Genomic DNA, 15,633 nt, shown 5'->3' on the forward strand with positions numbered 1-15,633 from the left:
CGGCCCCCACGAAGGTTCACTCGTAGATGTCGGCGTCCTCGCCGAACCACTTCACGATCAGATCGTTCAGGCTGCCATCTGCCTTCATCGTCTCGATTGCGGCGTCGAAGGTCTCGCGGAGCTCGGTGTCGCTTTCGCGCAGGCCCATGCCGATACCGTCGCCGAGCTGGACCTCATCACCCACGAAGGCGAGCTCGCCGGCGGATTCCTCGACCGTGGGCACCAGCGCGTCCCGGTCTGCGAAGACCGCGTCGGCCTCGCCGGAGCGGACGGCGGCCACCGTCTCGTCGAAGGTCGCGTATTCGAGGAGCATCGCACCCGACTCGGCGACATGGGCCGCCTGGATGGTCCCGGCCTGCGCGGCGACGACGCCGTTCTCGATATCCGCATCCTCCGACATCCCGACATAGGCTGACGCTGCAGGCGGGATGTAGTTCTGCGTGAAGTCGATCACCTCGTCGCGCTCGTCGGTGATCGACATGCCGGCGATGATCGTGTCGAAGTTCCCCGAGGTCAGGTTCGGGATGATCGAATCCCAGTCGTTCGTGACCCATTCGCAGGTCAGTTCGGCCCGGACGCAGAGCTCGTCGCCGAGCTCGCGCTCGAACCCATCCACCTCGCCCGCGTCGTTAAGGAAATTGTAGGGCGGGTAGGCGCCCTCGGTCCCCATGCGGATAGTGTCCTGCGCAAGGGCGGCATTGCCCCCGAGCGCGAGGACGACGGCGATGGCGATGGCTCTCATGTGGTCTCTCCGTGTTGGGCCGCCCCTGTGGTCGGGGCTGGCGGGATGGTCATGCGGCGACGGCGCTGAGGAAGCCGCGGAGGCGTTCGGACCGGGGCGCACCGAACAGGCGGTCGGGCGGCCCCTGCTCCTCGATCAGGCCCTGATGCAGGAAAACGACGTGGTCGCTCACATCGCGGGCGAGGTTCATGTCGTGGGTGACGATGACCATGGTGCGCCCCTCGGCGGCGAGCGCCTTGATGACGCGGATCACCTCCTGCTCGAGTTCGGGGTCGAGCGCGGAGGTCGGCTCATCGAAAAGAAGCGCGCGCGGCTCCATGGCGAGCGCTCGGGCGATGGCGGCGCGCTGCTGCTGGCCGCCCGAAAGCTGCGCGGGCCAGGCGTCGGCCTTGTCGCCGATCCCCACCTTGTCGAGATAGCCGCGCGCCGCCGCCTCGACCTCGCCGGGGTCGCGCTTCAGCACGTGGACCGGCGCCTCCATCACGTTCTGCAGGATCGTGAGATGCGACCAGAGGTTGAAGGACTGGAACACCATCGAAAGGTTGGTGCGGATGCGCGTGACCTGCTTCGGGTCGGCCGGCCGCCGGGCATGCCCGTTCCCGTGCCAGCGCACGGGCTCTTCGCAAAACAGGATCTCCCCCTTCTGGCTGTCCTCGAGCAGGTTGGCGCAGCGCAGAAGCGTGGATTTTCCCGATCCCGAGGAGCCGATCAGCGAGACGACCTCGCCCTGCCGGGCAAGGAGGTCGATGCCCTTCAGCACTTCCAGACAGGCATAGGCCTTGTGGAGCCCACGGATTTCGAGAACGGGAGGCGCGTCGGTCACGGGGCGCTTTCCAAGGTTTGCGTTCGCACGTTTACGCCGCAAATCCCGCCGGAATGCAATGGGCGGACGGACGTGCCGTCGCGACGAGGCCCCGGCCGAGGCCCTAAAGACGCGCCTCGGCCCGCTGCCGCGCCAGCGCGCTGTCGCGATCGGCGATGCCGAGGAGGTTGGCGAGGAGCCTGAGAAGCCCGTCCTCCTCCTCGTCGCGCGTTCCGTCCGCGAGGACGACCGACCAGAGCGCCTCGATCACCGCGATCCGCTCCTCCAGAGGTATCGCGTCCTTGACCGCGCGCGTGAAGCGAACGGTGTCGGGCGCCTCGGCCTCCAGCTCCTCGGCCTCCTTGCGGAGCGCCTCGGCGCCCCAGGCATCAAGGCCGTGACGGCGCATCAGGATGCGATCGATCCTGGAGATCTCCGCCGCCGCGTAGTTCCCGTCGCTGCGGGCGACGCGCACCATGAGAGCGGCGAGCGCGAGACGGGCGTCCGGTTCGGGAAAGGGGCCCGGTTCGGGCGTGGTGAGGCGGCGGAGAAGATCGACGAACATGTCCGGCATATAGGTGTGTAGACGCGCCACGGCCAGAGCGCACTTGCCGGCCGCCGTCGGCGGGATCGACGCCATTGCGTCGCGACCCACCCGATCGGGGAATCTGTCTTTGATTCGTGGATACGCCGGTGACGTGCGGGCCGAGCAGTAGGGGGATCGTGACCTTTCGAGAGGGCAAGCAGACGCAGGATCGGGTGGCCCTGCCTCCCATGTTGTGATTGTCAGGCGCGCTACGGCAATGGGCGGCCCCGCCCGGGGGGGGCGGTCTGGGTCGCTCGGCTTGCCGCCGGGCGGAACGATCCGAGGGGCTGAACGAGCCCCGCCGGAAGAAGGTGGGGCATAGCTGGAATGCGCGCGGATGCGCCGGCGGGGGGGATGCCCGGCGCAACCGGACGCCCTATCCGTTCCAGCCCTCGACGATCACCAGATCGGTCTCGCTGATCCCCTGCCGCAGACGGATCGCCGCCTGATAGGCGTCGCTGTCGTAACAGGCGCGGGCGGCGGCGTAGCTGGGGAATTCGATGACGACCGTGCGGGGCTTCGCAGCGCCCTCGCGCAGTTCCTGCGTCCCGCCCCGCACGAGAAACCGGCCGCCATGCTCCGCGAGCGGCGCGGCGTTGGCCGCGCGATAGAGATCGTAGCGCTCCGGGTCGTCCACCCGTCCCTGCGCGATCCAGTATCCCCTTGTCATGGTTCCTCCTCGAAGATGCGGGTCAGGTCGTCCGCGGCCTGCACGAGCCCCCAGGGCGGGTTCGCCACCGCGAGGCCGGAGCCCTCCATACCGTGCCCCGCACGCGCCGGCGGGAAACGTACCTCGTGCACGAACAGGTCCGGGATCGCCGCGCGCAGGGCGCGGAGCATCGGGCCGTGGCGGCGGTCGGGCAGGAGCGGATACCACAGCATCAGCACGCCGACGTTCCACTTGCGGTTGAGCTGCGGCAGCAGCGCGGCGAGGCGCTCGTACTCGGTGCGGATCTCCCATGACGGATCGATCAGCATCAGCCCCCGGCGCGGATCGGGCGGGGCGAGGGCGCGCGCCATCTCCAGTCCGTCGCGACGGTGGACGCGGGTGTTCGGGCTCGCGGGCATCGCCTCGAGCAGGGCCGCGTGTTCCGCGGGGTGCAGCTCGGCCAAGTCCATTCGGTCGAACCGGCGCAGAAGATGCGCGGCAAGGCGCGGCGAGCCGGGATAGGCGTCCGGCCCGTGCGCGGCGCGGATCGCGGCCAGCGCGGCCGGGTAGGGGTGGTCTGCGGGAAAGCGCGACAGGAGCCGTCCCACGCCCGCCGCCGCCTCGCCCGTGCGCGCGGCCATCGCGCCCCCGAGATCGTAGAGCCCGCGCCCGGCATGCGTCTCGAGGTAGCTCAGCGCCTTGTCCTTCCGCGTCAGGTAGCGCAGCGCCACGGCGAGCGCCGCGTGCTTGTGCACGTCGGCCGCGTTCCCGGCATGGTATCCGTGTTGGTAGCTCAGCATCCCCCGGGGGTAAGGCGCCGGAGAGCGAAGGGGAAGCGCCTTGCCGGTCCGCGGCCTGCCGCACCCGGCGGCCACGCGCGGTCGTTTCGCCGGCGGCTCGGGCGTTCATGCAACAGATGCGGAGGAATCCACGAAATTGATCGTGTGTTTGCCAAGGGACGTGCTAGCTGTCGCAGCATCGTAATCACGCTGCCACGAGATTCGCCCATGCGCTTTGCCATCGCCGTCATCGCCCTGTCCACGCTTGCCGCCGGCGCCTCGGCGCAGGATCTGGGCGGGCCGGTCCGTTCCACGCAGGGCGCCGGCTCCGCGATCGGGTTCACCTTGCGCGGCGGGGTGGGCACGGCGCCGGAATATCCGGGCTCCGACAGCTACGAGGCCGCGCCGGCCCTCGGCGGTTCGCTGAACTACCTGCGGCTCGGCGGGTTCTCCTTCGGCGATCCGGATCCGCTCTACCGGCCCACCGGCTTCGGCGCGATGGGATCGCTGCGCTATGTGCCCGAGCGCGATGCCAGCGATCACGACGAGCTCGAAGGGCTCGACGACGTGGACACCACGCTCGAGCTGGGCGGCGGCCTGCGCTACGCGACGCCCGATTGGCGGGTCTTCGGCGTGGTCCGCTACGGCGCTTTCGGGCACGAGGCCTTCGTGGGCGAGCTCGGCGCCGACCTGTATGCCCGGCCCACGGACCGGATCACCCTGCGCGCCGGACCGCGCGCGCTGTTCGGCGACGGCGATTACGTGGAATCCTATTTCGGCGTTTCCGGCAGCGAGGCCGTGGCGAGCGGCGGCAATTTGTCGGCCTACGATCCCGATGGCGGGCTCGTCTCCGCAGGGGTCGAGTTCAGCGCGGGCTACCAGATCAACGAGACCTGGGGCGTCGATGCGATCGTGACCTACGAGAAGCTGCAGGGCGACGCCGCTGACAGCCCCGTCACCGAGAACGAGGACCAGTTCCGCGCCAGCATCGGCGTCACCCGCCGCTTCACGCTGGGGTTCTGATCCTCAAGGGGGCGGGACCCGTATCCGCCCCTCGGCCACCGGCACGGCGCCGCCCGAAATGCGGATCGCCGTGATCCGGCCCTCTGTCACGTCCGCCTCGAACCCGATCTCGGAGGGGCGTCCCATGTCCTCGCCCTGTCGGATCGTATGTCGTGTCGTCCCCTCGGGCAGAGCGCCGTTCGCGAGGAGTTGCGCGGCGAGGATCGCACTGGCGGAGCCGGTCGCCGGATCTTCGGGAATGCCGACGGTGGGCGAGAACATCCGCGCGTTCAGATCCGGATCGTAGAGCCATGCCGCCTCCACGCCCACCCGCGCCATCAGCGCCGACCAGGCCGGCTCCTGCGGGCGCGCCCGCAGGAGCCGGTCGCGGTCGCGGACGGGAATATAGAGAAAGGCCGGTCCACCCGCGAAGGCGGCCGGCGCGTGCGGGCCGATCGCGTCGCGCGACAGGCCCAGCGCCTCCGCGGCGAGGGCCGGGTCCACCGGGCCGCCGAGGGGGACGGGCAGGACCGGCGCCGTGAATTGCGCGCGGTTGCCGTCGATGCGGACGGGGACGCGCCCGGCTTCCTCTTCCAGCACCACGTCGGAAAGCCCGTCGCGCGCGGCAAGGAACAGCGCCGCGCCGATCGTCGGATGGCCGGCGAACGGGATCTCCGCGGTCGGAAAGAAGACGCGGGCTTGGGCCGTGTGCGCCGGATCCCGGGGCGGCATCAGGAAGATCGTCTCGCTCAGGTTGAACTGACGGGCGATGATCTGCATCTGCCCGGTCGCGAGTTCGCCCGCCCCCTCGACGATGGCGAGCGGGTTGCCGGTGAAGGGCGTATCGGTGAACACGTCCCAGACGTGGAAGCGCAGATCGATCATGGCGCGACGCTAGAGCCCCGGGGGGCGAAGGTGAAGCACCTCGTTCCGTTCGTTTTGCCCAAGCAGCATCGTCAGGTGGCGCCCGCGACCGTCACGACGAAGACATGTGCCCCCGGGTCTCGGCGAAGAACCATTCCTGCCCAATTTGCAGGCGCTTTCCCCGGTCTACACCTTGTCATCAGCGCCGGGAGGTAAGTTCGTCCCGTCAGGCGCGATATTCCACCCGGTCGCAGGTCGGGCAGCCTATGTCGCCCTCCGAAACGGGGCCGGCCCTCTGCCGAATATGACATCGGGGCAACTGAACGTCCGACGCATGGCGTCATCTTCCGCTATGTTGCCCCCGCAGCCTCGGGAACCGCAGCGGCGCTCCGTGCGCTGATCCGGCATGATCCAGTCGCGCCGGCTATTGCTCCCGCTCCTTCTCCTTCCGCTTCCCGCCCTGTCGCAGACCGTCTCGGTCGGGGTGATCGACGCGCCACCCTTCGCGATCCGCGACGAGACCGGCGTGCATACGGGCCTCGCGGTCGACCTGTTCCGCCTCGTGGCCGAGCGGGCGGAGATCGACTTCGAGCTCGCGGCGGTTCCGGACGATCCGGTAGCGGCGCTCGCCCGCCATGACATCATCCTGCCGGTGGAGGCGGACCGCGCGCTGGAGACGGCGGCGGACCTGACGCATCCGGTCTATACCGCGACGCTGGGCTACGCCTCCCAGGCCGGATCCGGACCGCTCGCGGTGGTTCGCGGGCTGATGACGCTTGAGTTCCTGCGCATCATCGCGAGCGTAGCGGCGCTGCTTCTTGCGGTGGGCGCCGCGGTCTGGCTCATCGAGCGGCGGCAAAACAAGGAAATGTTCCGCGAGGACATGCGCCGGGGGCTCGGCGACGGGTTCTGGTGGGCGGGCGTGACGCTGACCACGATCGGCTACGGCGACAAGGCGCCGATCACGGTGGCGGGCCGGGCGGTGGCGATGGTGTGGATGCTGACCGGCCTCGCCGTCAGCGCTTCGCTCACGGCGGCGGTGGTCACGCTGGCGGGCGGGGAGGGCGGCGACCCGGACCTGCCCGAGGCGCTCGCGAACCGCGAGACCGTGGTGATCGAGGACAGCGCCGCGGCGGAGTTCCTCGACGGGCGGGGCGTCATCTCGGAGCGTGTGCCCGACGCGGCGATGGCGCTCCGGCTCGTGGCCGAGGCAAAGGCCGACGTCGCCGTAGGCGCGGCGCCGCGCCTGCAATGGCAGAACGACCGCGCAGGCCACGACCTGCGGGTGCGCACGACGACATGGGATCCCGTGCTCGTCGCGATGGCGGTCGAGGAGGGCGACCCGCTGCGCGAAACGTTGAACCGCGCGCTTCTCGACGTGCTGACCTCCGAAGCCGGACAGGAGATCGTGCGGCGGTATCTGCCGGATGACGAAGGTTGATGCCTTCGATGTCCCGCGGATGTCTGGCGCCATGCCTGGAGGACGGAGGGTCCGGCCGCGGGTAAGGCTTCCGGCTTTCGTCATCCGGCACGCCCTCGGCTATCCGGTATGCCGCCAAACGCATCCCTGCGACATTGGTGTGGCGGGCGAAGGAGGACCGAAGGGCCCGTGCCTGCCGGCCGGCGGAGGAAACGGGACCGTCAACGAAACCGGGCGATATGCCTCGCTGCCTTACACCAGCCGCGACTGTTCCTTGGCGGCGCGCACGAAATCGCGGAACAGGGGATGCGGCGCGAAGGGCTTGGACTTCAGCTCGGGGTGGAACTGCACGCCGATGAACCAGGGATGGTCCCGAACCTCGACGATCTCGGGCAGGCGTCCGTCGGGCGACATGCCGGAGAACAGCAGGCCCTTCTCCTCGAGCTGCTCGCGGAAACGGATGTCGACCTCGTAGCGGTGCCGGTGCCGCTCCTCGATGACGGTGGTGCCGTAGACCTCGGCCACGCGGGACTGCTCCTTCAACACCGCGTCATAGGCGCCGAGCCGCATCGTGCCGCCCTTGTCGTCCTCCTTGCGGCGCGTGACCTTGGCGTTGCCCTTGATCCATTCCTTGAGGTGATAGACCACCGGCGTGAACTCGCGCGGGTCGATGTCGCCGGCGAACTCCTCGGACCGGGCGGTCGGCAGGTCCGTCATGTTCCGGGTCGCCTCGATCACCGCCATCTGCATGCCGAGGCAGATGCCGAGATACGGGATGCCCTTCTCGCGCGCGAATTGCGCGGCCTTGATCTTTCCTTCGGTGCCGCGCTCGCCGAAACCGCCGGGCACGAGGATCGCGTTGAAGCGCTCCAGATGGGGGGCAGCGTCCTCGCGGTCGAAGATCTCCGCGTCGACCCAGTCCACCCGGACCTTGACGCGGTTCGCCATGCCACCATGGGTCAGCGCCTCGGCGATGGATTTGTAGGCGTCCTCGAGCTGCGTGTACTTGCCGACGATCGCGACCCGCACCTCGCCGTCGGTGTTGTGGATGCGGTCGACCACGTCCTCCCACCGCGCGAGATTGGGGCGCGGCGCGGGGTTGATGCCGAACGCGTCGAGCACCGCCTGGTCGAGCCCCTCGCGATGATAGGCGAGCGGCGCCTCGTAGATCGACTTGAGATCCTGCGCCGCGACCACCGCCTCGGGCCGCACGTTGCAGAACAGCGCCAGCTTCTCGCGCTCCTTGCCGGGGATCGGTCCCTCGGAGCGGCAGACGAGGATGTCGGGGGCGAGCCCGATGGAGCGCAGCTCCTTCACCGAGTGCTGGGTGGGCTTGGTCTTCAGCTCGCCGGAGGCCTTGATGTAGGGCAGGAGTGTCAGGTGCATGAAGATGCACTGGCCGCGCGGCTTCTCCTGGGAGAACTGGCGGATCGCCTCGAAGAAGGGCAGGCCCTCGATGTCGCCGACCGTGCCGCCGATCTCGCAGAGCATGAAGTCGACCTCGTCCTCGCCGATGCGGATGAAGTCCTTGATCTCGTCGGTGACGTGCGGGATCACCTGGATCGTCTTGCCGAGGTAGTCTCCGCGCCGCTCCTTCTCGAGCACGTTGGAATAGACCCGCCCCGAGGAGATGGAATCGGTCGCCCGCGCGGCCACGCCGGTGAACCGCTCGTAATGGCCGAGGTCGAGGTCCGTCTCCGCGCCGTCGTCGGTCACGAAGACCTCGCCGTGCTCGTAGGGGCTCATCGTGCCGGGATCGACGTTCAGGTACGGGTCGAGCTTGCGGAGCCGCACGGTGAAGCCCCGCGCCTGCAGGAGCGCGCCGAGCGCGGCGGAGGCGAGCCCCTTGCCGAGCGAGGACACCACACCGCCGGTGATGAAGATGAAACGCGCCATTCTGGGTCGATCCCCCGTGGTTCTCTGCTCGGAGCAATGGTGCGATCAGCTGGAGGATCGCACCACCACGGGGCTCGAGAATATCGCGATTTCCGCCGGGGCCGCAAGCTGCGTCACGCGGCGTGGTCGCTCGTCCGGCCCGTCCGATCGGTCTCTCTGGCGGCGGATTGGACCGGCGGGACAGGGATTGCAAACCGAAACCCGCTCCGTCGGGGCCGCCCCGCGCCGAGATCAGGTGTCCTTCGTGCTGGCCGTTACGTAGTTCACCGAAAGGTCCCGCTCCGACAGGCGCCACGACCAGGTGAGCGGGTTGAAAACGAAGCCCCTCCGGTCCACCGGCGCGAGCCCGGCCTTCCCGATCAGGTCGTAAAGCTCGTCGGGCGTGATGAACTTCGACCAGTCATGCGTGCCCTTCGGCAGCCAGCGCATCACCTGCTCCGCCCCGAAGATCGCCATGACCCAGGATTTCGGATTCCGGTTGATCGTCGAGCAGACCATCAGTCCCCCGGGGCGCAAAAGCCGCTGGCAGGCCGTGAGATAGGCGAGCGGATCGGCGACGTGCTCGACCACCTCCATGTTGAGGACGACGTCGAAGGACGCCTCGCCGGTCTCGACCAGCGCCTCCGCGGTCGTGTGCCGGTAGTCGATCTCGAGGCCCGACTGCGCGGCATGGGCCTGCGCCACGGGAATGTTGCGTTCGGCCGCGTCCACGCCCACCACATCGGCCCCGAGCCGCGCCATCGGTTCCGCCAACAGGCCCCCGCCGCAGCCGATGTCGAGGATGCGGAGCCCCGCGAAGGGCTTCCGGTCGCGCAGGTCGCGGTCGAACTCGCCGGCGATCTGCGTCGTGATGTAGTCCAGCCTGCAGGGGTTCAGCATGTGCAGCGGCTTGAACTTGCCCTCGGGATCCCACCATTCCGCGGCCATCGCCTGGAACTTCTCGATCTCGCCCGGGTCGATCGTGGTCGTCATGTTCCCCTCCGTCGCAATCGGGCCTTTCGGTGCCGGCCCCGCACTCTATATAGGCCGGACATGGATCAGCACGCCCATCAGACCACCGCCAGCACGCTCTATCCGCCCTGCGATCCGTTCGACCAGCGGATGGTGGAGGTCGGCGACGGGCACACGCTCTACGTGGAGCAATGCGGTCGGCCCGACGGGCTGCCGGTGGTCGTGCTGCATGGTGGTCCGGGGGGCGGCTGCTCGCCGATGATGCGGCGGTTCTTCGACCCCGCGATCTGGCGCGTGATCCTGTTCGACCAGCGCGGCTGCGGCCGGTCGCGACCGCATGCCGCGGTCACGCACAACACGACCTGGCACCTCGTGGAGGATATCGAGCGTCTGCGGGAGATGTTCGGCATCGAGCGCTGGGCCGCGTTCGGCGGCTCCTGGGGCGCGACGCTGGCGCTGATCTACGCGATCACCCATCCCGACCGGCTGGCCCACCTGTTCCTTCGCGGCGTGTTCCTGATGGAGGAGCGGGAGCTCGACTGGTTCTACGGCGGCGGCGTCGGGGCGTTCTGGCCCAAGCAGTGGGCGCGCTTCGCCGAGGCGATTCCCGAAGCGGAGAGGGACGACCTGATCGGGGCCTACAACCGCCGCCTGTTCGACCGGCCGCCGCACGAGCAGGTGCGCTTCGCCCGCGCCTGGGCCGCGTGGGAGAACGCGCTCGCCTCGGTCTCCTCGCAGGGGCGCTCCGGCGAGCCGGGCGGCGAATACGCCCGCGCCTTCGCGCGGCTCGAGAATCACTACTTCACCCATCGCGGTTTCCTCGACCACGACGGCTGGATCCGCGCCAATCAGCATCGGATGGCCCATCTTCCGGGCGACATCGTGCAGGGGCGCTACGACATGATCTGTCCGCCCGCCTCGGCCTACGCGCTTGCCGCGAACTGGCCGGACGTGCGTCTCGACATTGCGCCCTTCGCGGGGCATGCCCTTTCCGAGCCCGGAATCGCCGAGCGACTGGTCGCGGCGACGCGGCGCGTCGGCGAGGTCCATTCGCGCGAGATGCGCTTCTGATCGCAGCCCCTCACCCGGGCCGCCCGACGCGGAGTACGGATATTGCGGATCGAGGACACCGAACTCGGGGGCGTGAAGATCCTGACGCCCCGGCGCTTCGGCGACGCGCGCGGCTTCTTCGCGGAAACGTGGAACGCCCGGACCTTCGCGGAGCTCGGCATCGAGGCTGCGTTCGTGCAGGACAACCATTCGTTGTCGGAAACGGTCGGCACGATCCGTGGCCTGCACTTCCAGGCGCCGCCGCACGGACAGGCCAAGCTGGTGCGCTGCGGGCGCGGGCGGCTCTTCGACGTGGCCGTCGACATCCGCGCGGGCTCGCCCACCTACGGGCGGTGGACGGGCGCGGAGCTGAGCGCGGAGAACGGCCAGATGCTCTGGATCCCCGAAGGCTTCGCCCACGGCTTCGTCACCCGCGAGGCGGCGACGGAAATCGTCTATAAGTGCACGGGCTACTATGCGCCGGAGGCCGACGGTGCGGTCCGCTGGGATTCCTGCGGCATCGACTGGGGCCTGACCGGGACGCCGATCCTGTCGGACAAGGACGCCGCCGCGCCGCCGCTCTCCGACGTCACGACGCCGTTCACCGGCGGGACGACGCAGGCTTGAGCGCCGGATTGCGGGCGGACGTTTACCGGTAGACGTCTTTGCGGTTTGCAAGTCGGTCCGGAGCGACCATGACGCGGCAGGACACCCGGCATCCGGCCGGACCAGCGAAGGAGCGATAGGGCGATGAAGCTTCTGGTGACGGGCGGCGCGGGGTTCATCGGCTCCGCCGTGGTGCGGCAGGCGGTGCGCGAGGGGCTGGAGGTCGTCAACCTCGACGCGCTGACCTACGCGGCCTGCCTCGAGAACGTGGTCGAGGTCGCGGAGGCGCCGAACTACGCTTTCGTGGAGGCCGACATCACCGACCGCGCGGCGCTCGACGCGGCGTTCGCGGAGCACGCGCCGGACGCGGTGATGCACCTCGCCGCCGAAAGCCACGTGGACCGTTCCATCGACGGGCCCGGTGCCTTTGTCGAAACCAACGTGACCGGCACCTACAACATGCTGGAGGCGGCGCGCGCTCACTGGACCCGGGCAGGCAAGCCCGAGGGCTTCCGTTTCCACCACATCTCGACCGACGAGGTGTTCGGCTCGCTCGGGCCGACGGGCCAGTTCACGGAGGCCACGCCCTACGATCCGCGCAGCCCCTATTCCGCGTCCAAGGCCGCGAGCGATCACCTCGTCCGCGCCTGGCACGAGACCTACGGCCTGCCGATCCTGCTCACCAACTGCTCCAACAATTACGGCCCGTTCCACTTCCCCGAGAAGCTGATTCCCGTGGTGATCCTGAACGCGCTGCATCGCCGGCCGATCCCGGTCTACGGCGCGGGCGAGAACGTGCGCGACTGGCTTTACGTGGAGGATCACGCGGACGCGCTGCTGACCGTGCTCCGCCGCGGCAAGGTCGGGCGGAACTACAACATCGGCGGCGAGAACGAGGCGCGCAACATCGACCTCGTCCGCACGATCTGCGGCATCCTCGACGAGCTGCGCCCCGACGGCGCGCCCCATGCCGACCTGATCGAGTTCGTGACCGACCGGCCCGGCCACGACGCCCGTTATGCCATCGACCCGTCGCGGATGCGTGAGGAGTTGGGCTGGCGTCCTTCCGTGACGCTGGAGGAGGGATTGGCGCGGACCGTGCGTTGGTATCTCGACAACGAATCGTGGTGGCGGCCGCTTCTGGACCGCCAGGGCGTGGGGTCGCGTCTGGGCCAGGCGTCGTGACGATTCTCGTCTTCGGCCGCACGGGACAGGTCGCGCGCGAGCTGGCGCGGGCCTCGGACGACGTGACCTGCCTTGGACGCGACGAGGCGGACCTGTCCGTGCCCGGCGCCTGTGCGGCCGCGATCGAACGGGCGGCTCCGCGGGCGGTGATCAACGCCGCCGCCTGGACCGATGTGGACGGGGCCGAGACGGCGGAAGCCGAGGCCACACGGATCAACGGCGACGCCCCGGGCGAGATGGCGCGGGCCTGCGCCGCGGCGGGCATTCCGTTCGTCCACATCTCCACGGATTACGTGTTCGACGGCAGCGGAGAGACGGCCTGGACCCCCGGCGACGCGACAGGCCCGCTCGGCGCCTACGGCCGCTCCAAGCTCGCGGGCGAGGACGCGGTGCGGCGGGCGGGCGGGCGGTTCGCGATCCTGCGGACGAGCTGGGTCGTCTCCGCCCATGGGCGCAACTTCGTGACGACCATGCTGCGCCTCGGGGCGGAGCGCGACGAACTCGCCATCGTGGCGGACCAGATCGGCGGGCCGACCCCCGCCCGCGACATCGCCGCCGCCTGCCTGTCGCTCGTCCGGAGCCTCGACGATGGCGGACCGTCGGGCAGCTACCATTTCGCCGGCGGGCCGGACACGAGCTGGGCCGGCTTCGCGGAAGCCATCTTCGCGGAGGCGGGACTGGACTGCGTTGTCCGGCCGATCCCCTCCTCGGACTATCCCACCCCCGCGTCGCGGCCACTGAACTCGCGGCTGGACTGCACGTCGCTTCGGGCGGATCACGGCATCGGCCGGCCGGACTGGCGGCAGGGACTCGCAGCGATCCTCCGTGATCTGCGGGGGTAAGGCTTCGATCTGTGCCCGCTCCGGGCCAACGGTCGGGACGACGAGGTAGGAAACGAAGTCCCGCCCCCGGATGACGGCTGCTTCGCAGCTCGGCGACGGGTGGTCCCGGAACGTGTCGTCGACGGGCCGTTACCGCTCCGCGCGGCCATGGCATCGACATGCGCCGGATAGGCAACAGGCGAAACGATATCTTCGACGCGGATCCGCCGATCCGCCGCTGTCAGATTGCCGTCGGAATGCTCTTGTCATAGCACATGGAGGTTGCAGCCCGCGCCGCCGGGCTGGAAGGGAGACGATTTGTCGAAGCTTTCTGATGAACGCGCATCGCGGCTGGAGACTCTGCTGCGGTCCCTGAGTCGGCGCCACAAGTACGTCGTGTTCCTGATCCTCGACCTCGTCCTGGTCGTCATGTCGCTGGCGGTGACCCTCTGGGCCATGCCCCTCCCAGCCGGATTTCCGCCGCCGGGCGTGGCCCTGATCGTCGCGGCGCCGATTTTGTCGGTGACAGCAGCGGGGCTTGCGGTCGGGCTCGGGCTGCCCTCGCTCTCGCTCGCCGAATACGACAGCAGCGCCACGATCCGCAGCGCGCTGCTCTCGGTCTGCCTCGCCGTGGCCGCGTATGTCCTGACCAGCGCGACAGGCCTCGCGCTGCCCTTCGTCGTCTATGCCGGGTTCGCGGTCACGCTGTTCCTGGCGATGTTTCTCAGCCGCGTCGTCGCATTGCAGGCCGTTCTGTCGGTCTACCGGCGGGGCGGACAGGTGACGCGCGTGCTGATCTACGGTGCCGGCGCGACCGGCACGCAGCTCGTGCGCGCCTTCCGAAGCCACAAGGGCATCCACCCGATCGCCTTCGTCGACGACAAGCCGTCGATGCAGGGCCTCACCATCGCCGGCCTGACCGTCTACGGTCCGACCCGCATCGCCGAGATCGCCCGGAGAAAGCGCATCCACCGCGTCCTCCTCGCCGTTCCCTCGCTCAGCCCGCCGAAACAGGCGCGGATCGCCGCGCGCCTGCAGGCGATGGGGCTCGAGGTGCAGGCGCTGCCGTCCTTCTCGCAGCTGATCGGGACCGAGGCGCTGATCGATCGGCTGGAAACGCTGAAGCCGAAGATGCTGCTCGGTCGCGACGAGGTGAAGACCCCGCTGATGGAGAGCACGGCCTCCTATGCCGGCAAGTCCGTCCTCGTCTCCGGCGCGGGCGGCTCCATCGGATCGGAGCTTTGCCGGCAGATCATCGAATGCGCGCCGAAGCGGCTCGTCCTCTACGAGATGAGCGAGATCGCGCTGTTCACGGTGCATCGGGAGTTGCGCTTGCTGGCGGAGGCCATGCAGGTCGAGCTGGTGCCCGTCCTCAGCTCGGTCTGCGACGCGCGGCAGGTGCGGCAGGCCCTGTCCGATCAGGGGGTGGAGGTGATCCTGCACGCCGCCGCCTACAAGCATGTGGCGATGGTGCAGCGCAATCCGCTGGCGGGCTTGGCCAACAACGTTCTCGGCACGCAGATCATCGCGGCCGCCGCCGTCGAGGCCGGCATCGAACGGTTCATCCTCATCTCCACCGACAAGGCCGTCCGCCCCCGCGGCGTGATGGGGGCGAGCAAGCGGCTGGCCGAGCTCATCGTGCAGGATTTGGCGAGTCGGGTCCCCGAGGGCGGCCCGGTCCTGTCGATGGTTCGGTTCGGCAACGTGCTCGGTTCCTCCGGATCCGTCGTGCCGATCTTTCACGAGCAGATCCGCCGCGGCGGGCCGGTCACCGTCACCCATCCGCATGTGACCCGGTACTTCATGACCATCGAGGAGGCCGCGCGCCTTGTCCTGCGCGCGGGCGCGATGGCCGATGGCGGCGAGGTCTTCCTGCTCGACATGGGCGACCCGGTGCGGATCGTCGATCTGGCCCGGCAGGCGATCGAGGCGTCCGGCTACTCGGTCCAGAGCGATTCGAACCCGGGCGGCGACATCCGCATTGATTATATCGGCCTCGCCGATGGGGAGAAGCTGCACGAGGAGCTGTTCTTCGACGGCTCCGAACGCCCGACCGCGCACCGCAAGATCTTTCGCGTCCGGGAGGCCGGCGTGTCCGAGTTCGAGGTGGCCGACATGCTGCGCAAGCTCCGCCGCGCCGTCGAGGAGGGCGATGCCGAAGCGGCGCTGTCGCTGGTCCGGCGGCGCGTCACGGGCTTCGGGGCCGATCGCACGGCGCAGAACGCCGCGCTGCCCGCCGATCCGGCCAGCCTGCCGGGCCTTTGACTTGCGTTTGACTCG

At 69.3% G+C, this 15,633-nt stretch carries 15 protein-coding genes; 7 read left to right on the forward strand and 8 right to left on the reverse strand.

Annotated elements, in window-relative coordinates:
• Positions 1–16 precede the first annotated feature (16 nt).
• From Q1B08_RS07765 to rlmJ, 5 genes are all read right to left on the reverse strand, one after another.
• Complete coding sequence (locus Q1B08_RS07765) at positions 17–742, reverse strand: transporter substrate-binding domain-containing protein (RefSeq protein WP_299816817.1); 726 nt, start codon at positions 740–742, stop codon at positions 17–19.
• A gap of 49 nt (positions 743–791) precedes the next feature.
• The gene (locus Q1B08_RS07770) at positions 792–1,565 is read right to left on the reverse strand and encodes an ATP-binding cassette domain-containing protein (RefSeq protein ID WP_299816819.1); all 774 of its coding nucleotides are present in this window, start codon (positions 1,563–1,565) and stop codon (positions 792–794) included.
• Positions 1,566–1,668: 103 nt separating this feature from the next.
• Positions 1,669–2,109 (reverse strand): TerB family tellurite resistance protein, encoded by a 441-nt coding sequence (locus Q1B08_RS07775; protein WP_299816821.1) that lies wholly within the window; start codon positions 2,107–2,109, stop codon positions 1,669–1,671.
• A 397-nt stretch (positions 2,110–2,506) separates the two neighbouring features.
• Entirely contained in the window at positions 2,507–2,800 is a 294-nt protein-coding gene (locus Q1B08_RS07780) for a DUF1330 domain-containing protein (protein WP_299816823.1), read from the reverse strand.
• Positions 2,797–3,579 carry a 23S rRNA (adenine(2030)-N(6))-methyltransferase RlmJ gene (gene rlmJ / locus Q1B08_RS07785; protein WP_299816825.1) on the reverse strand — a complete coding sequence of 261 codons (783 nt, stop codon included), beginning with the start codon at positions 3,577–3,579 and terminating at the stop codon, positions 2,797–2,799. Before rlmJ ends, Q1B08_RS07780 begins: the two co-directional genes overlap by 4 nt.
• Positions 3,580–3,786: 207 nt before the next feature.
• Between rlmJ and Q1B08_RS07790 the strand changes: the two genes are divergently transcribed.
• The gene (locus tag Q1B08_RS07790) at positions 3,787–4,581 is read left to right on the forward strand and encodes a MipA/OmpV family protein (protein ID WP_299816827.1); all 795 of its coding nucleotides are present in this window, start codon (positions 3,787–3,789) and stop codon (positions 4,579–4,581) included.
• A gap of 3 nt (positions 4,582–4,584) precedes the next feature.
• Here Q1B08_RS07790 and Q1B08_RS07795 read toward each other — a convergent pair whose 3' ends face one another.
• Positions 4,585–5,445 (reverse strand): PhzF family phenazine biosynthesis protein, encoded by an 861-nt coding sequence (locus Q1B08_RS07795; RefSeq protein ID WP_299816829.1) that lies wholly within the window; start codon positions 5,443–5,445, stop codon positions 4,585–4,587.
• Positions 5,446–5,830: 385 nt separating this feature from the next.
• On the opposite strand from Q1B08_RS07795, the gene Q1B08_RS07800 reads away from it, so the two are divergent.
• Positions 5,831–6,865: an ion channel gene (locus Q1B08_RS07800; protein WP_299816831.1), complete on the forward strand. Its 1,035-nt coding sequence runs from the start codon at positions 5,831–5,833 to the stop codon at positions 6,863–6,865.
• A 231-nt stretch (positions 6,866–7,096) separates the two neighbouring features.
• Here Q1B08_RS07800 and Q1B08_RS07805 read toward each other — a convergent pair whose 3' ends face one another.
• The gene (locus Q1B08_RS07805; RefSeq protein WP_299816833.1) at positions 7,097–8,740 is read right to left on the reverse strand and encodes a CTP synthase; all 1,644 of its coding nucleotides are present in this window, start codon (positions 8,738–8,740) and stop codon (positions 7,097–7,099) included.
• 231 nt (positions 8,741–8,971) lie between these two features.
• Positions 8,972–9,712: a bifunctional 2-polyprenyl-6-hydroxyphenol methylase/3-demethylubiquinol 3-O-methyltransferase UbiG gene (gene ubiG, locus Q1B08_RS07810; RefSeq protein ID WP_299816835.1), complete on the reverse strand. Its 741-nt coding sequence runs from the start codon at positions 9,710–9,712 to the stop codon at positions 8,972–8,974.
• Between the two features lie 60 nt (positions 9,713–9,772).
• Between ubiG and pip the strand changes: the two genes are divergently transcribed.
• From pip to Q1B08_RS07835, 5 genes are all read left to right on the forward strand, one after another.
• Entirely contained in the window at positions 9,773–10,762 is a 990-nt protein-coding gene (gene pip / locus Q1B08_RS07815; RefSeq protein WP_299816837.1) for a prolyl aminopeptidase, read from the forward strand.
• Between the two features lie 42 nt (positions 10,763–10,804).
• Positions 10,805–11,368 carry a dTDP-4-dehydrorhamnose 3,5-epimerase gene (gene rfbC / locus Q1B08_RS07820; protein WP_299816839.1) on the forward strand — a complete coding sequence of 188 codons (564 nt, stop codon included), beginning with the start codon at positions 10,805–10,807 and terminating at the stop codon, positions 11,366–11,368.
• Between the two features lie 123 nt (positions 11,369–11,491).
• The gene (gene rfbB / locus Q1B08_RS07825; RefSeq protein ID WP_299816841.1) at positions 11,492–12,532 is read left to right on the forward strand and encodes a dTDP-glucose 4,6-dehydratase; all 1,041 of its coding nucleotides are present in this window, start codon (positions 11,492–11,494) and stop codon (positions 12,530–12,532) included.
• The gene (gene rfbD, locus Q1B08_RS07830) at positions 12,529–13,374 is read left to right on the forward strand and encodes a dTDP-4-dehydrorhamnose reductase (RefSeq protein ID WP_299816843.1); all 846 of its coding nucleotides are present in this window, start codon (positions 12,529–12,531) and stop codon (positions 13,372–13,374) included. Before rfbB ends, rfbD begins: the two co-directional genes overlap by 4 nt.
• Before the next feature lie 297 nt (positions 13,375–13,671).
• Complete coding sequence (locus Q1B08_RS07835; protein WP_299816845.1) at positions 13,672–15,618, forward strand: nucleoside-diphosphate sugar epimerase/dehydratase; 1,947 nt, start codon at positions 13,672–13,674, stop codon at positions 15,616–15,618.
• Positions 15,619–15,633: the final 15 nt, after the last annotated feature.

It is taken from the genome of uncultured Jannaschia sp. (assembly GCF_947494025.1).
Lineage (GTDB): Bacteria > Pseudomonadota > Alphaproteobacteria > Rhodobacterales > Rhodobacteraceae > Jannaschia.